The organism is Dyella sp. SG562, assembly GCF_011759495.1.
Lineage (GTDB): Bacteria > Pseudomonadota > Gammaproteobacteria > Xanthomonadales > Rhodanobacteraceae > Dyella_D > Dyella_D marensis.
This window is the reverse complement of record NZ_JAAOYS010000002.1, coordinates 287,057-305,043: the sequence shown is the minus strand read 5'-3', so window position 1 is coordinate 305,043 and position 17,987 is coordinate 287,057. Positions and strand designations below refer to the sequence as shown.

General features: G+C 68.3%; 17 protein-coding genes. 5 read left to right on the top strand and 12 right to left on the bottom strand.

The features are described 5' to 3' along the window. Nucleotides 1–11: 11 nt before the first annotated feature. Both FHW84_RS04785 and FHW84_RS04780 read right to left on the bottom strand, forming a co-directional pair. On the bottom strand, nucleotides 12–866 hold the full coding sequence (locus tag FHW84_RS04785) for a CoA ester lyase (RefSeq protein ID WP_167252998.1): 855 nt from the start codon (nucleotides 864–866) through the stop codon (nucleotides 12–14). A gap of 315 nt (nucleotides 867–1,181) precedes the next feature. Beyond that, nucleotides 1,182–6,944 carry a putative Ig domain-containing protein gene (locus FHW84_RS04780; protein ID WP_243867887.1) on the bottom strand — a complete coding sequence of 1,921 codons (5,763 nt, stop codon included), beginning with the start codon at nucleotides 6,942–6,944 and terminating at the stop codon, nucleotides 1,182–1,184. Nucleotides 6,945–7,349: 405 nt separating this feature from the next. Here FHW84_RS04780 and FHW84_RS04775 point away from each other — a divergent pair, with 405 nt between their 5' ends. The 4 genes from FHW84_RS04775 to FHW84_RS04760 are packed head-to-tail and all read left to right on the top strand — an operon-like array spanning nucleotide 7,350 to nucleotide 9,526. Beyond that, complete coding sequence (locus FHW84_RS04775) at nucleotides 7,350–7,850, top strand: tail fiber protein (protein WP_167252996.1); 501 nt, start codon at nucleotides 7,350–7,352, stop codon at nucleotides 7,848–7,850. A gap of 14 nt (nucleotides 7,851–7,864) precedes the next feature. Continuing rightward, the gene (locus tag FHW84_RS04770) at nucleotides 7,865–8,395 is read left to right on the top strand and encodes a tail fiber protein (RefSeq protein WP_167252995.1); all 531 of its coding nucleotides are present in this window, start codon (nucleotides 7,865–7,867) and stop codon (nucleotides 8,393–8,395) included. A gap of 31 nt (nucleotides 8,396–8,426) precedes the next feature. Continuing rightward, the gene (locus FHW84_RS04765) at nucleotides 8,427–8,966 is read left to right on the top strand and encodes a tail fiber protein (RefSeq protein ID WP_167252994.1); all 540 of its coding nucleotides are present in this window, start codon (nucleotides 8,427–8,429) and stop codon (nucleotides 8,964–8,966) included. Then, complete coding sequence (locus FHW84_RS04760) at nucleotides 8,963–9,526, top strand: GNAT family N-acetyltransferase (RefSeq protein ID WP_167252993.1); 564 nt, start codon at nucleotides 8,963–8,965, stop codon at nucleotides 9,524–9,526. The genes FHW84_RS04765 and FHW84_RS04760 overlap by 4 nt, the downstream gene beginning before the upstream one ends. On the opposite strand, the gene FHW84_RS04755 is transcribed toward FHW84_RS04760, so the two are convergent. From FHW84_RS04755 to FHW84_RS04740, 4 genes are all read right to left on the bottom strand, one after another. Next, a complete protein-coding gene (locus FHW84_RS04755; RefSeq protein ID WP_167252992.1) occupies nucleotides 9,519–9,815 on the bottom strand; it encodes a hypothetical protein in 297 nt (98 codons plus the stop codon). The genes FHW84_RS04760 and FHW84_RS04755 overlap by 8 nt on opposite strands. A gap of 82 nt (nucleotides 9,816–9,897) precedes the next feature. Beyond that, nucleotides 9,898–10,128: a hypothetical protein gene (locus FHW84_RS04750; RefSeq protein WP_167252991.1), complete on the bottom strand. Its 231-nt coding sequence runs from the start codon at nucleotides 10,126–10,128 to the stop codon at nucleotides 9,898–9,900. A 12-nt stretch (nucleotides 10,129–10,140) separates the two neighbouring features. Further along, complete coding sequence (locus tag FHW84_RS04745) at nucleotides 10,141–10,755, bottom strand: glutathione S-transferase family protein (protein WP_167252990.1); 615 nt, start codon at nucleotides 10,753–10,755, stop codon at nucleotides 10,141–10,143. 3 nt (nucleotides 10,756–10,758) lie between these two features. Then, nucleotides 10,759–11,712 carry a pyridoxal-phosphate dependent enzyme gene (locus FHW84_RS04740; RefSeq protein WP_167252989.1) on the bottom strand — a complete coding sequence of 318 codons (954 nt, stop codon included), beginning with the start codon at nucleotides 11,710–11,712 and terminating at the stop codon, nucleotides 10,759–10,761. A 119-nt stretch (nucleotides 11,713–11,831) separates the two neighbouring features. Between FHW84_RS04740 and FHW84_RS04735 the strand changes: the two genes are divergently transcribed. Further along, nucleotides 11,832–12,311: an Lrp/AsnC family transcriptional regulator gene (locus FHW84_RS04735; RefSeq protein ID WP_167252988.1), complete on the top strand. Its 480-nt coding sequence runs from the start codon at nucleotides 11,832–11,834 to the stop codon at nucleotides 12,309–12,311. An 84-nt stretch (nucleotides 12,312–12,395) separates the two neighbouring features. Here the strand turns inward: FHW84_RS04735 and FHW84_RS04730 are convergent, their stop codons facing one another. From FHW84_RS04730 to FHW84_RS04705, 6 genes are read right to left on the bottom strand one after another with little or no spacing between them, the layout of a single operon-like run. Then, nucleotides 12,396–13,070, bottom strand: coding sequence for a DUF1275 family protein (locus FHW84_RS04730; RefSeq protein WP_167252987.1), 675 nt, complete (start codon nucleotides 13,068–13,070; stop codon nucleotides 12,396–12,398). Nucleotides 13,071–13,089: 19 nt separating this feature from the next. After that, on the bottom strand, nucleotides 13,090–14,469 hold the full coding sequence (locus FHW84_RS04725; protein ID WP_167252986.1) for an alginate export family protein: 1,380 nt from the start codon (nucleotides 14,467–14,469) through the stop codon (nucleotides 13,090–13,092). Nucleotides 14,470–14,471: 2 nt separating this feature from the next. Further along, nucleotides 14,472–15,371, bottom strand: a complete 900-nt coding sequence (locus tag FHW84_RS04720; RefSeq protein ID WP_167252985.1) for a glyoxalase — start codon at nucleotides 15,369–15,371, stop codon at nucleotides 14,472–14,474. 49 nt (nucleotides 15,372–15,420) lie between these two features. Next, nucleotides 15,421–15,828, bottom strand: a complete 408-nt coding sequence (locus tag FHW84_RS04715; protein WP_167252984.1) for a DoxX family protein — start codon at nucleotides 15,826–15,828, stop codon at nucleotides 15,421–15,423. Further along, nucleotides 15,825–17,702, bottom strand: a complete 1,878-nt coding sequence (locus tag FHW84_RS04710) for an amidohydrolase (protein WP_167252983.1) — start codon at nucleotides 17,700–17,702, stop codon at nucleotides 15,825–15,827. Before FHW84_RS04710 ends, FHW84_RS04715 begins: the two co-directional genes overlap by 4 nt. Next, complete coding sequence (locus FHW84_RS04705; protein WP_167252982.1) at nucleotides 17,699–17,977, bottom strand: XapX domain-containing protein; 279 nt, start codon at nucleotides 17,975–17,977, stop codon at nucleotides 17,699–17,701. Before FHW84_RS04705 ends, FHW84_RS04710 begins: the two co-directional genes overlap by 4 nt. Nucleotides 17,978–17,987 lie beyond the last annotated feature (10 nt).

The following is a 17,987-nucleotide window of genomic DNA, read 5'->3' as shown; positions in this document are numbered from 1 at the left end:
GCGCGCCGCCGTCACGGCTTGTGCGCCGCGGCGAGCAAGGCCTGCGCCCGTTTCAGGAACGGCAGGTCGACCATCTTGCCATCGACCATGAAGGCGCCGCGACCCTGGTTGCCCGGTTCGCGCGCGGCTTCGACGATGCGGCGCGCGCTTTCGATCTCCGCTTCGGAGACGGCGAACGCTTCGTTGGCCAGCGCCACCTGGCGCGGATGGATGCAGCTCTTGCCGAGATAGCCGAGCCGGCGTGCCAGCGCGGCTTCGGCACGGTAGCCGTCGCTGTTGGCGACGTCCGCGAAGGCGCCATCGAGTGCGAACACATCCGCCTGCGCGGCGGCCATGCGCATGGCGAAAAGCACGGACTGCACATTGGCCAGATCGTGCCGCTCGATGCCGTACGGCTCGAACATATCCGCCAGGCCCAGCTGCAGCCCCGCCACGCGCGGATGCGCGCCGGCAATCGACGCGGCCCGGGCCAGCGCACGCGGCGTCTCGATGTTCACCAATAGCCGCGTGCGGCGCTGCCAGCTGCGCGCCGCTTCCACCCGCGCGATCATGTCCACCGCCGCGCGCACTTCCTCGGCGGATTCGATCTTGGGCAGGTTGATCAGGGTGACGCCGTCGCCGACCACCGCTTCCACGTCGTCGCTGAAGTACGGCGTGGATGGCGCATTGGTGCGCACGATCATCAGCTTGGGCGATTGCCTTGCCGCCTCGGTGGCAAGGAAGGCCGCGACGGCGGTGCGCGCGGCGCCCTTGAGGTCGGGCGTGACCGAATCCTCGAGGTCGAACGACAGCGCATCGGCCTCGCCGGCCAGCGCCTTGGCGAACAGCTCCGGCCGCCCTCCGGGGACGAACAGCTTGCTACGCATGGAGGATGGGCGGCGAAATCGGCATGCCCGTAGTGTGCGGCAGCGATCCCGCGCGATCGGTACAGCGCGGGCTTGTTCAGACGATAGCGATGCTATCGATTCGCCGCGGTGCGGCATGAGGAGGGTGGACTCGCATTCGCCCCCAAAGCGCCGTCATTCCGGCGCAGGCCGGAATCCAGTGACGACAACGTGGGATTGTCGCAAAAAGCGCCAGTCGGGCTCTTAGCGAAAATCGGGCGATATCGCTACTGGATTCCGGCCTGCGCCGGAATGACGAGCATGGCCGCGGGCGCACCGCACCCGCGGCCCTTCATGTTACGGATCGAACTTCTTCTCGACCCCCAGCTGGATCGACTGGTTGTCGCGCGTGCTGTTGTCCAGCAGGTTCTGGTACTCCAGCCGCATCGACCAGCCCTTCAGCGTCTGCAGCATCACCCCCGCGCCCACCAGGGTGTGGTTGCGGTTGGTGTTGCCCAGCGCCGCCTGGTACAGCGGGCCGCCCAGCAGATCCGCGTAGCGCATCGCCGCGATGCTTGCGCCCTGGAAGTCGTGGCGGAACTCCGCCCGCAGCTGCGGCATCCACACGCCGTAGTCGCGCTTGACCACCCACTGCGCGCGCAGGCCCAGCACGCCGGTGCTGGTCTTCACGGTCTGGCGCTCGTACTGCAGCGCGTAGACGCTGTCGCCGTGCTCGGTGTAGCTGTCGAGCGTGGCGCGGGCGAAGTCGAAGCGGCCGTACGGCGAGATCAGCATGCCGTCCTCGGTGCGGTGCTCGTAGCCCACCGAGAGCGAGGCGAAGTACTGCTTGCCGTCGCGGCTGCCGGTCACCGTGTTGCCGTTGTCGGTGACGTAGCGGCGCGAGTCGAACGACATCTTCTGGTAGCCGATCAGCGCGTCGACATACACCAGCGGCACCGGGCGGTAGCTGCCGTACACCGCCGCGCTGTAGGCGTCGACCGTGCTGCGGCTGTCGTGCTTGCCCACGTCGGAGGAGTCGTGGCCGTAGCCGACGCCCACGCCCGCCGCGAAGTTGTCGCCGAAGGCGCGGTCCGCACCCAGGCTCACGCCCGAGGTGGTGAAGTCGATGCCGTCGCTGCTGCTGCCCGGCAAGGTCTTGCCGAAGTTCACCGCACCGCCGGTCCACACCGACCACGTACCCGGCTGGCCCGCCGCGCCGGAGCGCTGGCCCTGGCCCGGCGTCGGCTCGTCCGGCTGCACCAGGAAGCGGCGGCCCCAATCTTCACGACCCCAGTCGTCGTCGCGGCCGTGCAGGCCCGCCATCGGGTCGCGGTTCTGCCGTGCGCTGGCCGAGCTGAAGCTGATGCCGTTGCTGAAGCCGCCGCCGCCGGCGCCGGTGTGCAGGGTTTCCAGGCGGCGCTGGAAGTTGTCGATCTGGCCCACCGCCAGGCGGCGTGCGGAATCGGCCTGCGCCTGCAGGATGCCCAGCACTTCGGCGTCCTTCGACGGATCGCTGCGGCCGGTCACGGTGATGTTCACCGTCGCCGTGGCGGAAGTGGCGTAGGCATTGCTCAGCGTGTAGCTGACCTGCGCCTGGCCGCTGTAGCTGTTGGCCGCGGTGAATTCCAGCGTATAGCCCGAGGTGCCGCTGTTGTGGATGTGCGCGTTGCCCGCCGCGGCCGGCGACACCGAGATCAGCGTGGCGCCGGTGAACGGACCGCCGTGCGCCGCCGTGGTCAGGTCCACCTGCACCGTGCGGCCGGCCACCACGTTGGCGGTCAGCGCCGCCGGCAGCGGGATCGGATTCACGGTGACGGTGATGTGCGCCGGCGTGGAGGTGCCGAACGGGTTGGACAGCGTGTAGTCCATGCCCACCGCGCCCGAGGCGTCCTGCGGCGCCGTGTACACGATGTCGGTGCCGCTCACCGCCGCCGTGCCCTTGGCGGGCGGCGTGGTGATGGCCACGCCGGTGAACGGCGAGCCGGTGGCGCCGGCGGTGGCGTGGATGGTGACCGACTGGCCGGCCAGCACGGTGCCGCTCTGCGCCGCCGCGACCGGCACGGCCAGCGGCGTCACGGTTACGGTCACCGTGGCGGGCGCCGAGGTGCCGCCGGGGCCGCTGGCCGTGTAGGTGAAGGTGTCGGTGCCGAAGAAGTTCGTCGCCGGCGTGTACACCGCATTGAGGCCGCTCACCGTCGCCGCGCCGTGCGCCGGAGCCTGTGCCACCGCGATGCTGGTGATCGGGCCGGTGTCGTTGGCGGTGACGTTGATGGTGACGGGCGCGTTCGCCGGCGTGCTGGCGGTGTCGTTCACCGCCACCGGCACGGGCTGGTTGATGCCCACCGTATAGGCCTGGCTGCCGGTGAAGCCGTTGGTGTCGGTGGCCGTCACGGTGAAGCTGTAGTTGCCCGCCGCGGTCGGCGTGCCGCTGATCGCGCCCGCGCTGCTCAGCGCGATGCCGGGCGGCAGCGCACCCGCCGTGAGGCTGTAGGTGAAGCTGCCGCTGCCGCCGCTGGCGCTCACCGTCTGGCTGTAGGCCACGCCCACCTGGCCGCCCGGCAAGGTGGTGCGGGTGAAGGTGATGGCCGGCGCGTTCACCGTCACCGTATAGGCCTGGCTGCCGCTGAAGCCGAAGCCGTCGGTCGCCTTGACAGTGAAGCTGTAGGGACCGGCGGTGGTCGGCGTGCCGCTGATGACGCCGGCGCTGCTCAGCGCGATGCCTGGCGGCAGCGCGCCGGAGAGCAGGCTGAAGGTGTAGCCGCCGTTGCCGCCGCTCGCGGTCAGCGGCTGGTTGTACGCGACGCTGCCGGTGAACGCCGCCAGCGTGGTCGGCGTGATGGCGATCGTCGGCGCATTCACCGTGACGGTATAGGCCTGGCTGCCGCTGAAACCGAAGCCGTCGGTGGCCTTGACGGTGAAGTTGTAGGAGCCCGGCGTGGTCGGCGTACCCGACACGATGCCGGCGCTGCTCAGCGCAATGCCGGCCGGCAGCGCACCCGCCGTGAGGCTGAAGGTGTAGCCGCCGTTGCCGCCGCTGGCCGTGATCGTCTGGCTGTAGGCGACGCCGCCCGAACCCGCCGGCAGCGTGGCCGGGGTGAGCGTGATGGCCGGCGCGTTCACCGTGAAGGTGTAGGCCTGGCTGCCGGTGAAGCCGTGGCCATCGGTGGCGGTGACGGTGAAGTTGTAGGTGCCGGCCGTGGTCGGCGTGCCGGACAGCACGCCGCCGCTGGTCAAGCCGATGCCCGGCGGCAGCGCGCCGGCCGAGAGGCTGTAGGTATAGGTGCCGTTGCCACCGCTCGCGGTGATCGTCTGGTTGTAGGCGACACCGCCGGTGCCCGCCGGCAGCGTGGACGGCGCCAGGACGACCGTCGGCGCGGCCAGCACCAGCGCCACCGGCTGGGTCGCCGTGAACGGCGCGCCGGTGCCGGTGCTGCTGTCGGTCGCCCGCACGGTGAAGTTGAAGGTGCCGGCGACCGTCGGCGTGCCGGACAGCACGCCGCTCGACGAGAGCGACAGGCCCGCCGGCAAGGTGCCCACGCTGAGCGCGTAGGTGTACGTCGGCGTGCCGCCGCTGGCGGTGAAGGTGTGGCTGTAGGCCACTTCCGCCGTGCCGCTGGCCGGCGCGGCGGAGGTGAACACCACCGTGCCCGCGCCCACCGTGCCGCTATAGGCCTGGCTGCCGGTGAAGCCGCCGCTGTCGGTGGCGGTGATGGTGAAGCTGTAGGCGCCCGCCGCGGTCACCGTGCCGCTGAGCACGCCCGAGCTGCCGTCCAGGCTGAGGCCTGCCGGCAGCACGCCGGAGCCCACGCTGTAGGTGAACGTGGCCGGATGGCCTTCGGAGGCGGTGATCGCCTGGCTGTAGGCCACGCCCACCGACGGTGCCGGCAGGCTGCCCGGCGACAGCGTGATGGTCGGCGCGACGATGGCCAGCGTGTAGCTGCCCGACACGTGGAACGGTGCGCTGGTGCCGGTGGAGCTGTCGGTCGCCTGCACCGTGAAGTTGAAGTTGCCGGCCGCGGTCGGCGTGCCGGACAGCGTGCCGGTGGACGACAGCGTCACGCCCGGCGGCAGTGCGCCCGAAGTGATTGCATAGGTGTAGGGCGAGGTGCCGTTGGCGGCGGTGAAGCTGCCGCTCACCGCCACGCCGGCCGTGCCGTTGATGGTGGTGCCGGTGCTGGGCGTCAGCGTCAGCGTCGGCGCGTTCACCGTCAGGGTGTAGGCGCTGCTGCCGGTGTACGGACCGGTGCCGGTGCTGCTGTCGGTCGCCGTGATGGTCAGGTTGTAGGCGCCGGCACCGGTAGGCGTGCCGGTGATCGCACCGCTGCTGCTCAGGCTCAGGCCCGGCGGCAGCGAACCCGCGGTCACCGCATAGGTGTACGCGCTGGTGCCGCCGGAGGCCGTGACGTTCTGCGAGTACGAGCCCGCCACCGTCGCGTTGGGCAGCGAAGCCGGCGCAAGGGTGATGCTCGGCGCGTTCACGGTAAGCGTCAGCGCACCGCTGGTGGCGCTGAACGGACCGGTGCCGGTGCTGCTGTCGGTGGCGGTCACGGTGAAGTTGAACGTACCGCCCGCGGTCGGCGTACCCGACAGCGTGCCGTTGCTGGCCAGCGTGATGCCCGCCGGCAAGCTGCCGGAGGCGATGGTGTAGGTAAACGGCGCCGTGCCGCCGGTGGCGCTGGCGAGCGAGCGGCTGTAGGCGGTGCCCACCGTGGCCGGCAGCGGACTGGTCGGCGCGTAGCTGATGGTGGGCGCGGCGATGGTCAGCGTCAGCGTGCCGCTGGTGGCGCTGAACGGGCCGGTGCCGGTGCTGCTGTCGGTGGCTTTCACCGTGAAGTTGAACGTGCCGTTCGCGGTGGGCGTGCCGGACAGCGTGCCGTTGCTGGCCAGCGTGATGCCGGCCGGGAGCGCGCCGGAAGCGATGGTGTAGCTGTACGGCGTGGCGCCGCCGCTGGCGCCGGCGAGCGACTGGCTGTACGCGGTGCCGACCGTGCCGGCCGCGGGGCTGGACGGCGTGTAGGTGATGGTGGGGGGCGAGACGGTGATCGTCGCGGTGGCGGGTGCGGAGGTGCCGCTCGCATTGGTTGCCGTGTACGTGAAGCTGTCGGGACCGGCGTAGCCGGGCGTTGGCGTATACGTGATCGACGTACCGCTCGCGGTGGCCGTGCCGTGTGCGGCTTGCGTGCCGACGGCGACGGAAGCCGGCGCGCCGCCGGTGATATTGAGGGTGATCGGGTTGTTGGTGCTGTTGTAGGCGACGGTGGCGCTGACCGGGTTGGCGACGGGGGGCGGCAGGGTCTGGACAGTGACATTAAAAATAGTGGCGGAGAAGAATCCGCCCGTGTCGGTCACTCTTACGGTGAAGCTCTTCGCACCCGCCGTCGTAGGCGTACCGCTGATTGTTCCGTTGCTCGCAAGCACCAGGCCGGTCGGCAGCGTAGTGGAGCCGTCGAGCGTGTAAGTGTAAGGCGCCGTGCCACCGGTCGCCGTAAGCGTGAAGCTGTAGGGTGTGTTGATGATCGGATTGCTTGGCGTATTCGTGATGTGCACGTTCGGCGCCGCGATCGTGACCGTATAACTTTGAATGCCGGTCACGCTGGCGCTATCGGTCGCAGTGACGGTAAACGAGTAAGTGTTGTCCGTCGTCGGCGTGCCTGAAATCACACCGGCCGTACTAAGGCTTAGCCCGGGCGGCAGCGTGCCGCTGGTAACCGCATAGGTATACGGCGCAGTGCCGCCGGAGGCGCTCAAGGTGGTGGAGCTGTAGGTGACAGCCACGGTGCCCGAGGGCAGCGTCGTCGGCGTAATGTTGATAGGCGAAGTGTGCGGCGCAATGTTCAACGTCACGGTAATGGCGGGATCCGTGCCGCCGAGACCGTCGTCGAACTTGAAGGAGTCCGTCGTGGCTCCATCGCCGTTATTGACATAAGTGATCTTGCGAAGGCTGTAGTCGGTGGTCTGCGCCGAACCGTGACTGGCCGGAACCGTGACATCACCGATCACATTGAAGGAAGAGCCGCTGCAGCTTACGGGCACGTCGATGACGATGGTGCCGCCTGAGGGTACCGGTGACCCGACGCTCGCATTGGGCGGCGTGAAGTCCGGGCAGCTTGCGTAGGACATGCCGGGCAAGGCCAGCATGACGCACAGCAATAAAAATGCAGTCCAGCGGCCGAATAAATGACGGCCGAGCCCATGGCGCATCGCATCGCGATGCTTCGACTCCGTATGCCACATGACTTGTCCCCTGCTTGCCCGTCTTCCCAACGGGCGGGCACCTGGCGGCGCCAATGTGAAAGCTGCCGTGGCTCGTGAACGAGCAGCCGCGGTACCGGACCCCCTCCGCCGGACAGCTGTCAGCCTTGCCTGGCGGTCCTGCACCTTCCCCTAAGTGCCTACCCTCCTTGGGCAAGCAACGCAATATTGTGACCTTGCGCACGAAGTGCTTGTCAAGATGCCGGCCGCGCGCGAAAGTTAAGCGATCCGGCCAGGGGCTCTTTTCGCCGGCACAACCAAGGGGGAAAACTCATGTCACAACCCTTTCTCGGGCAGGTCATGCCCGTGGCGTTCAATTTCGCGCCCAAGGGATTCGCTTTCTGCAATGGACAGCTGCTGCCGATCGCGCAGAACCAGGCATTGTTCTCGCTGCTAGGTACGTACTACGGCGGCAACGGCACCACGAATTTCCAGCTGCCCGATCTGCGCAGCCGCACGCCGGTAGGCTCCAACAGTGGTGCGGACATCGGCCAGATCGGCGGCGTCGAGAACGTCACGCTGCTGACCGCCAATCTGCCGTCGCATAACCATGGCTTCAATGCCAATACGGCTGCCGCCACCGCAGTCGATCCCAGCAAGGGGCTCTTTGGCAATACCGGTTCCGAGCAGATTTACGGCGCCAACACCGGTACGCAGATCGCGCTCAATGTGCTCGACAACGCGGGCCAGACGCTCCCGCACTCCAATCTGCAGCCATACCTGGTGCTGAATTTCTGCATCGCGCTCAATGGCATCTATCCCTCGCGCAGCTGACCGGAGCCCCCGCCATGTCTCAACCATATGTTGGCGAAGTCCGCCTGTTTCCCTACAACTTCGCGCCGAACGGCTGGTTCGATTGCGATGGCAGCCTGCTTCCCATCTCTGAGTACGAAGTGCTGTACACCTTGCTCGGCACCACTTATGGCGGTGACGGCGTGACCACGTTCGGCCTGCCCAACCTCTGCGGGCGCGTGCCGATTCATCAAGGCACCGGACTTGGCATGGGTACGTACGTGCTGGGCCAGCTGGCCGGTACCGAGTCGGTCACGCTGCTGCCCAACCAGATGCCGGCACATACCCATGCTTACTATGCCGTGAGTTCGGCCGGCGGTGCCGCCGCGCCAGCCGCTACGTTGCAGCTCGGCGCGGTCAGCGGTGATGTGCTTTATACGACCAGCACTGCAAGCATCCCCAGTGTTCCCATGGCAACTTCCGCCGTCGGCTCCATGGGCAACAGCCAGCCGCACGAGAACACCATGCCGTCGCTGGTCGCGCGCTTCTGCATCGCCTGGGCCGGCGTCTTCCCCTCCCAGGGTTGATGCTCATCGATAGATTACAAGGACCAACATCATGAGCGATCCCTTCATTGGCGAGATCCAGATCTACGCTTTTAATTTCGCCCCCTACAACTGGGCCATGTGCCAAGGGCAATTGATGCCGATCCAGCAGAACACGGCATTGTTCTCGCTGCTGGGCGTTACATTCGGCGGCAATGGCACCTCCAACTACCAATTGCCGAACTACGTTGGCAACGCCGCGTGCGGCCAGGGTGCCGGTCCCGGACTGACGCCGCGCGTCATGGGCGAAACGTTCGGCTCGGATAGCGTCACGCTGCTGACCAATGAGATGCCGGCGCACAACCACAACGCTCGCATCTATAACCAGACCGACGCCACCAAGCGCACCGGTACACCCGTAACCGGCGCGGCCATCATCCCGCTGCAGAAGCCGGGCATGAAGACATTCACCGCAGACCCATCTTTCAACACCACCTTCCCGCCAGCGACGATCGGTGTCGCGGGCGGCAGCACGGCACACGAAAACCAGCAGCCCTACCTCACGCTGAATTTCTGCATCTGCCTGTCGGGTGTCTTCCCGCAGCGTCCGTGAGCACGGCCCATGCACTGACCTTTCCCCCGTTGCGGGCAGCCTGGCTGCCCGCAACGGGGAAAGACCTCCCGCCCGGCCTTAGCTGGCGCGAAGCGCAAAACACGGACCTGCCCTTCTTCCGCAAGCTCTACGCCGACGTGCGCGCCGACGAACTCGCGCTCACCCCCTGGCCCGACGCGGTGCGCCAGGCCTTTCTCGACAGCCAGTTCACCCTGCAGCACCAGCACTACACCGCGCACTACCAGCCGTCGGATTACCTGGTGATCGAAGACACCGGCACGCCGATTGGCCGCCTGTACCTGCACCACGACGGGCGGGAGGCCAATGTCATCGACATCGCCCTGCTCTCGGCCACGCGTGGCCGCGGCTTCGGTTCGTCATTGCTGAAGCTGGTGCAGCAGACCGCGCATCGCGACGGCCTGGCCAGCGTGATGCTGCACGTCGAACACCGCAATACCGGCGCGCGCCGGCTCTACGAACGCATGGGTTTCGCCGTGGAGGAAGACATCGGCAGCCACCTGCGCATGCGCTGGATGGCCGCCGCGGTGGCGCTCAGTTGAACAGCGCCTGGTAGATGAAACCGGTCTGGTCGCGCGCGACCGGCACCAGGAAGATGCCGAACTCGCCGATGCTGGCGTGCTTCATCTGGTAGATCTTCTGCGGGAACACGATCGCCGCCTCGTGGCGGAACAGCAGCGAGAACGGCGAGCGCACCATGCCCTGGTACTGCTGCACCGGCAGCGGCCGGGCCTCCACCAAGGCAAACGGTGCGTTGCCGTCGTGATCCAGGGCGACCGTGAAGGTCTCGCCCACATGTCCCGCGAAATGTTCCAGAGCAAAGAATTGCATCGCGCCGCCCCCTTACGCCGCCGATGGAATGGGCGCCGAGTGTCGCACAGAAGCGGCGGCGAATCGCGTGTCGGCAGCGCCGTTACTGCATGTGCACGAGCCCGCTGCCGATGCCCTGGCACAGGCGCAGCGAAAGCTTGCGACCGCGATCGAGCAGGCGGCGCATGGCCTCGCCGCTGCCTGCGGGTGCGGCGTCCGGATGTTCGGCGGCCTCCTCCGTGACCAGGCGCTGCGCCAGTTGCGGATCGGCGACGTAGCCATGCAGGAACAGCAGCGCGGTCCACAGCGAAGGCTTGGATGATGCCGGGTCCATGGAAGTCTCCGCTCAGTCGTGTGTCGCACCGCTCAAGGCGGTGGCTTGCATGGAAGGGCGCGACGAGAACCGCTCGTACCACGCGGCGAGGCGCGGGCGGCCGGCGCGGAAATCGTAGACCTCGCGGAATTCGATCCAGCTCAGCGCGGTGGCGAGCGCGATCGTGCCGAGGTCGACGGCGCCCTCATCGATCTCACGTTCCAGGTAATCGCAAGTCGCCGCGATCTTCCCGCGATACGCATCGACCAGCACCGGCCAGCGCAGCGCCTCCGGCCTGCGCTCGATATCCCAGCGTGCCGCAATACCCGCATCGGCGATACCTTGCGCCAAAGCCTGCATGCGCAGCACGCCATAGCGCGCGGCAGTCTGCATGGGAATCAGCTTCGGCCCACCGTGCAGACCATCGAGGTATTCGCAGATCACGCCGGAGTCGAACAGAACCTCACCATCGTCAAGCAGCAGCACGGGCACCTTGCCCAGCGGATTGACCGCATACACCGCTTCGTTGCGCCGCGTGGGGCTGGTTTCGTGATGGATCACGTCGAGCTGGCCTGCTAACCCGGTTTCGTGCGCGGCGACGAGCACCTTGCGGGCATAAGGCGAGTGAGTCTGATAGAGGAGTTTCATGGGTCAGTCCGCGAGCAGCTTTTCGCGCAGCGAGGGATGGATGTTCCTGCCGCACAGCACGGTGGCGGCAAGGCGGCCGGCGTAGCGCGCCGGTTCGGCGAGGATGGCCGCCACGCCGGCGGCGCCGGCCGGTTCGACGACCAGATGCAGGTGGCGATGGAGCAGGCGCATCGCACTCATCAGCTGCGCTTCGTCCACGGCCACGATGCGGTCGCAGCAGCGCCGCAGCTGCGGCAGGCGCGAGGCGATCGGCACGCGTACCGCGATGCCGTCGGCGATGGTGTCGGCGCGTGCGGTTTCGATCGCGCGCTCCGCTTCCAGCGACAGTTTCATCGATGGCGCACCGGCGGCGACTACCGCCACGATCTCGGCGGACGGCGAGCGCGCGCGCAGCACCGAGCCGATGCCTTCGAGCAGCGCGCCATTGCCCAGCGGCACCAGCACCACCTCCGGCGCGGCGTCGGCGAGCAACTCCGTGGCGATGGTGCCGGCGCCCTGTGCGATCGCCGGCTCCGCGCCGTCTTCGACAAAGCGCAAGCCTTGCTCTTGCGCGTAGTGGCGCGCCGCTGCTTTCGCGGCATCGAAGTCCGCACCGGCTAGTCGCACATCCGCTCCCAGTGCACGCATCGCATCGAGCTTCGCGGGGTTGGCGGTTGCCGCGGCGAACACCGTGCAGGCGTGGCCTCGCCGCGTCGCCGCGCGCGCCAGCCCTTGCCCGAAGTTGCCGGCCGAGGCGGACACGATGGCTTCGCCGGGATGCAGGGCGGTAGCGGCGAACCATTCGGTGCCGCGCCCCTTGAACGAGCCGATCGGATTGCCGGTTTCGTCCTTGGCGATCAGGCGGCAGCCCAGCGCGGCGTCGAGTGCGGGGCTGCGGCGTACTGGCGTGCGCAGGAATACGGGATCGATCGATGACGGGGCGGCGACGATGCCGTCCAGATCCAGCGGGGTGTTCATGCGGTGCGCTCGCTACGGTGGCGAAGGCCGACCATGCTAGGGTGGCGCCGCGCGGCGGGGCCGCGTCCGCCCCAGAACCGGCGGGTTTTCTCCCCGATCTTCCGAGAGACCACGCGGCCATGCCCACCGCCCTGGATAAATTCGACCGCCGCATCCTGTCCATCCTGCAGCTCGATGCGCGGCGCTCCGCCGAACTGATCGGCGCGGAGATCGGCCTGTCCGCCTCCGCCGTGCAGCGGCGCATCGCGCGGCTGCGCGAGGAAGGCGTGATCCTGGCCGAGGTGGCCATCGTCGATCCGAAACGCGCGGGGCGTCCGCTCACCCTGATCGTGGACGTGGAAGTGGAGCGCGAACGCCCCGAACTGCTGGCCAGCCTGAAGCAATGGATCGCGGCCGAACCGGCGGTGCAGGAAGCCTGGTACGTCACCGGCGAAGGCGACTACGTGCTGGTGGTCAGCGCGCGCGACGTGGAGGACTACGACGCGCTGATGCAGAAGCTGGTGGCGGACAACGCCAACGTGCGGCGCTTCCAGACGCGCGTGGCGCTGGGCACCTTGAAGCGCGGCGTTCTGGTGCCGATCGAAGAACCACCAATGTAGGTTGGGGTGAGCCGCAGGCGAACCCCAACATCGCAACTTCCAAACGCACCGCATTGTTGGGGTTCGCCTGCGGCTCACCCCAACCTACGCGTCGCCGGCCGTATCCCGATGGCACAACGCCGCGAACACCAGTACGGGCGGCAGCGCGAAACACCACATGCCGGCATAGCGATACAGCAGCGCTGCCGCCGCGCAGCCCGCCGCAAAGGTAAGCACCGCACCGCCCATGCTCGCCATGCGCGTGCGCGCGGCGGCGCGCTGCTCCTGCGGCACGCCGTGCAGCAGGTCGGCCACGTCCAGCATCAGCTGCGTGGTGGTGCCGGTCATCATGGTGGTGGGCGGCGCCTTGCCCAGGTGCACGCGCTGCACCGCGTTCTGCACCGCCATGCCGGCCACCAGCACCAGGCCGGCGAACATCGCCGCCGGCGCATCGCCCTGCTCGAAACGCCCGTGCCAGATCGCCACGCCGCCACCCAGCACCAGCAGCACCAGCTGGATCGCCAGCAAGGTGCGGAACACCGGCCGGCCCGCAGCCACCAGCCGATAGCGCAGCAGCCGCGCGAGAATCACCGCCACGCAGAACGTCGGCAGCGCCAGCAGCTTGGTGACGATGCCCGTCGCGCCCATCACCAGCGCCGCACCGATGGTGACGAAGTTGCCGGTGACGTGCGCGGTGAACAGGCCATGCATGGCCAGGAAGCCGGCAGTGTCGGTATAGCCGGCGGCGAAGCTCAGCAAGGTGGGGACGGTAAGTTTCATGGGATTCCCGGATATTGGCCTACCAGGTGAACTTGAGCTCGGCGCCAAGATAATCGCTGTCCCGGCCGCCCGCGCGGCGAAGCGCATCGCTGACCTCGAAGCGCACCAGCTCCAGCGCCGTCGCCACGTGCCGGTTGACGGCGTAATCGGCGCGCAGCTGGCCGTACGTGCCCGTGCGCCGGCCGCCACGGCCGGCAGTATTCGGCACCGCCACGTTCGGCTGCGCGTACACCGCATCGCCGGTGGTCTGGCGCCATTGCAGGCCGATAGCGGCGGTGAGCGCCAGGCCGGTCATGGGCTTTACGGTGAGCGACGGCTTCAGGTGGATGAAATTGGCATAGCCGGTATACCCGGCCAAGGTGACGTAATAGCCATTGGGAAACAGCGGATGGAAGGTGCCCAGCGTGCCGTCGCCGCGATGCCGGTCGCCGGAGGCGGCATCCAGCTGCAGGCCGAAGCGCGGCATCCACGGCAGCGCGGTGAAGGTATAGCCGCCGCGCGTGCCGACGGCCCAGGCGCGGATATCTTTGCCGCCCACCGAACCGCGCTGCGCCATCGCTTCCAGATCCCAGTCCAGGCCGTTGGCATTGCCGGCGTAGCGCGTGTCGAACACCTGGCGCGATTCGCGCCCGGCCGCATCGATAAAGCGCGCGTTGTCGCGCCGGTACAGCGCCGCATAGGCGGACAGCTCGTGCTTGCCGTCGATCAGCCGCTCCACGCGCAGCAGGTGAAAGCGCACGTGCCGGTTGGACGTATCGTCGAAATGGCGGTCGTCCTTGTACTGCACCGGCTGGCTGAGCAGGCCGATCAAGCGCCAGCGCCCCGTTTCCCAATCCGCCCACACCGCATCGAAGGCCTGCCGCACGTTCGGTCCGTCGCGCAGCGAGACGAAGCGCTGCAGGTCGAAGGCGAACTCCTGCCGGCCGGCGCGCGCCTTGAACGTGCCCGTGCCGAAGGCATGCACGTAGGCGATAAAGGCCAGGCGCAGATCGAGCGGGTTGCGGTCGGTGGGCGTGGGGTTGCGCTTGCCGTAGGCGTGCGCGTCTTCCAGTTGCACGAAGGCCTGCCAGTGGCTGCCGAGGCGCAGGTCGGCATGGACCTGCGCACGCTGGATCACATAGCCGTCGGCCCGCGCGCCGCCGGCACCGAAACCGGCCGCGTCATTGCGCTCGAAACGCTCGCGCAGGTTGGCGCCCAGCGAGAGATAGCTGGCCGGGCCGCCGCCATCCAGCGCGATGTACTTCAGCGCATCGCCCGGCTCGGTACGCAGCGCCGGATCGGCCAGCGGCGACCAGTCTTCCTGCCAGCGGTTGGAGGCGAAGGCCGGCCGCGCGGCCTCCTGCGCGGCGGCCGCGCCGGCGCCTGCGAGCAGCGCAATCGCCAGCAGCCGCCGCGGCATGCTCAACCGCCCTTGGCCGCAGCGTGGATCTCGGCGATATAGCCGCCGGGGAACGACACCATCGCGATGCGGCGCCCATCGGCTTCGTACGGCTCGACCAGCACCTTGGCGCCGCTCGCCGTGGCCTTGGCCAGCGTCGCGGCAAGATCGGCCACTTCGTAGCCGCTCATCTCGCGGCCATAAGGCCAGGGCAGCAGACCATCGGTGACCTGCACGGACATCTTGCCGAAGTCCGATTCGACGCGGATGCGGCGGAAACGATCGCTGGCGCGGCCGATCTCCACGCCCGGCGCCTGCTTGTCGTCGGACACCACCTTGCCGTGCGAGAACGCCAGGAAGGCGTGGACGAAAGCATCGGCGCGATCCGGCGACACGTACACGCGATTCTCCGGCACGGTGCCGAACGCTTTGTAGTTCGGCGCGGTGGTGTGCCAGTACAGCTGCATGTTCACGCCGCCGGGCCACTGGATCACGGCGTCGCGGCCGATCGGATCGGGAAACGGCGCCACCAGCACGTCGGCGCCGGCGGCGCGCGCGGCGCGGATCGCCACGTCCATGTCCTTCACCAGATAACCCGTGCGCTCGGCGCCGAACGGATACGGGATCGGCGTGCGGAAGCCGAACAGCGACACCGTGCCGGCCGGCGTCTGCAGCAGCTGCGAGCTGGTCTGGCTGGGCGTGGGCGTCACCTGCACCACTACCTGCTTGGTGCTCTGCCCGCCGAAGGTGGCGGTGAAGCTCTGCACGAAGCGGTCGACGTCGGCCGGATCGACATAGACATGAGTGGTGTCGTACTGCGGGGCTACCGCCACGTGCGGCAACGCGGATTCGCGCGCCCCCGCCGACGCGACCAGAAGGCTCAATGACAGGGCGAAGATAGATAGGACAGAAGCCTTGCGCATGGGAAAAACTCCTTGGATCTTGATGATGCGACGGGTCTTGATGATGCGATCAACGTGCGGCGCGGCGTCCGCGCCAGTCGTGCCAGGCCACCAGCAGGAAGCCGCCGGCGAGACCTAGGTGTTCGAATAACGTATTGGCCGCCGGCAGGCGCTGCGCGAGCGGCAGTTCCCAGAAACGTACGGCGAGAAAAGTGGCGCCCAGGGTGAACACCGCCAGCGCCAGTGCGCCGGCCCAGCGCAGCACCCCGCTGAGGATGGCCAGCGAGGCGCCCAGCTCCAGTGCGATCACCAGCACCGCGAATACGGCCGGCGGCGCCAGGCCGAAGTGCGCCATCTCGGCGATGGCGCCGGGGAAATCCAGCGCCTTGTCGATGCCGCCTTGCAGATAGGCGGCGCACAGCAGCAACAGCGCGATCCAGTGCGCCGCTTTCCAGGCGGTCGAGGGCGCCGCGTTCATAGCGCCCAGCACGCGCAACCCAGCGCGCCCCAGAAGGATTTCAGGTCGGCGATCGGCAGGCGGCTGGACCAGGCGGTGGCGTGGTCGTGGCCGTGGATGCCGCAGGCATGCGAGCAGGCGCAGGCCGCGGGCGCCGCTGCGGGCGCCGGCTGCTTCGCCGCCCATGCACCGTAGCCACCGTAGCGGTTCACCGGCGACCAATCCGGCATCGCCGCCGGAATCGGCGCTTCGTCCAGATCGGCGAAGCGGCCCGCGCCGTACACGATCTTGCCGCCCACCATGGTCAGCTCCGAGGTGATGCCGGCGATCTCGCTTTCCGCGCAGGCGAAGAAATCGCGGTCCGGCACGATCAGGTCGGCCAGCTGCCCGGCGGCGATATGCCCCTTCTTGCCTTCCTCGTTGGAGAACCAGGTGACGTATTCGGTCCACATGCGCAGCGCCGTCTCGCGGTCCAGGCAGTTGCGCTGCGGATACAGGCGCAGGCCGCCGACGGTGCGGCCGGTGATCAGCCAGGCCAGCGACACCCACGGGTTGTACGAGGCCACGCGGGTGGCATCGGTGCCGGCGGAAACCCGCGCGCCCTTCTCCAGCATGCGCGCCACCGGCGGCGTGGCCTCGGCCGCGCCGGGGCCGTAGCGCTCGACGAAGTATTCGCCCTGGTAAGCCATGCGGTGCTGCACGGCGATACCGCCGCCCAGCGCCGCGATGCGGTCGATCGACTGGTCGGAAATGGTTTCGGCGTGATCGAAGAACCAGTTCAGGCCTTGCAGCGGAATGTCCTGGTTCACCCGCTCGAACACGTCCAGCGCGCGGCTGATGGTCTCGTCGTAGGTGGCGTGCATGCGCCATGGCCAGCGGTTCTCGGCCAGGATGCGCACCACCCCTTCCAGGTCGCCTTCCATTTCCGGCGGCAGGTCCGGGCGCGGCTGGCGGAAGTCCTCGAAATCCGCGGCGGAGAACACCAGCATTTCGCCGGCGCCGTTGTGGCGGAAGTAATCGTCGCCTTGCTTGTACTTGGAGGTCTTCGTCCAGTTCAGAAAGTCTTCTTTCTCCGCCTTGGGCTTCTGCGTGAACAGGTTGTAGGCCAGGCGGATGGTGAGCTGGCCGTCGTCCGCCAGCTGCTGGATCACCGCGTAGTCGTCGGGATAGTTCTGCGCACCGCCGCCGGCATCGATGGCGCCGGTGACGCCCAGGCGGTTCAGCTCGCGCATGAAATGGCGGGTGGAATTGAGCTGGTAGTCGAACGGCAGCCTGGGACTCTTGCCGAGCGTGGCATAGAGAATCGCGGCATTGGGCTTGGCCAGCAGCAGGCCGGTGGGGTTGCCGTCGCGGTCGCGCACGATCTGGCCGCCCGGCGGCTCCGGCGTGTCGCGGGTGTAGCCCACGGCGCGCAGCGCGGCGGCGTTGAGCAGGGCGCGGTCGTACAGATGCAGCAGGAACACCGGTGTGTCGGGCGCCACCGCGTTGAGTTCGTCGATGGTGGGCAGGCGCTTCTCGGCGAACTGGTGTTCGGTGAAGCCGCCGACCACACGCACCCACTGCGGCGGCGGCGTGATGGCGACTTGCGCTTTCAGCATCGCCATCGCATCGGCCAGCGAACGCACGCCGTCCCAGCGCAGTTCCAGGTTGTAGTTCAGGCCGCCGCGGATGATGTGCAGATGGTTGTCGATCAGCCCGGGCAGCACGCGGCGGCCATGCAGGTCGATCACGCGGGTGGCCGGGCCGGCCAGCGCCATCACCTCGGCGTCGCCGCCGACCGCGACGAAGCGGCCGTCGGCGATCGCCACCGCGCTGGCGGTGGGACGCGCGCGGTCCAGCGTGGTGATCAGGCCGTGGTGCAGGATCAGGTCGGGCGTGCTGGCCGGCGCGTTCATGCTTTGCGCTCCGCGGCGGTGGTATCGCGCCTGGTATGCGGGCCCTGCGGCAGCTGGCCGAACACGTGCGGACTCACCTGGCCGCGCAGCCAGGTGGTCTGCGCGCTGTCGCGATGCAGGAGCTGCTTGACCAGGGGCGGAATCTGCTCGCCCACCAGGATGCCGAGCAGGCCGACCAGGGCGATCACCGGCGGCGCCGGCGAGCGCACCTTGAGCAGGGCGTAGACGACGCCCACCAGCAGGCCGGCGGCGAGGGAAAGGATGTAGGGCTTCATCGGTGCTTCC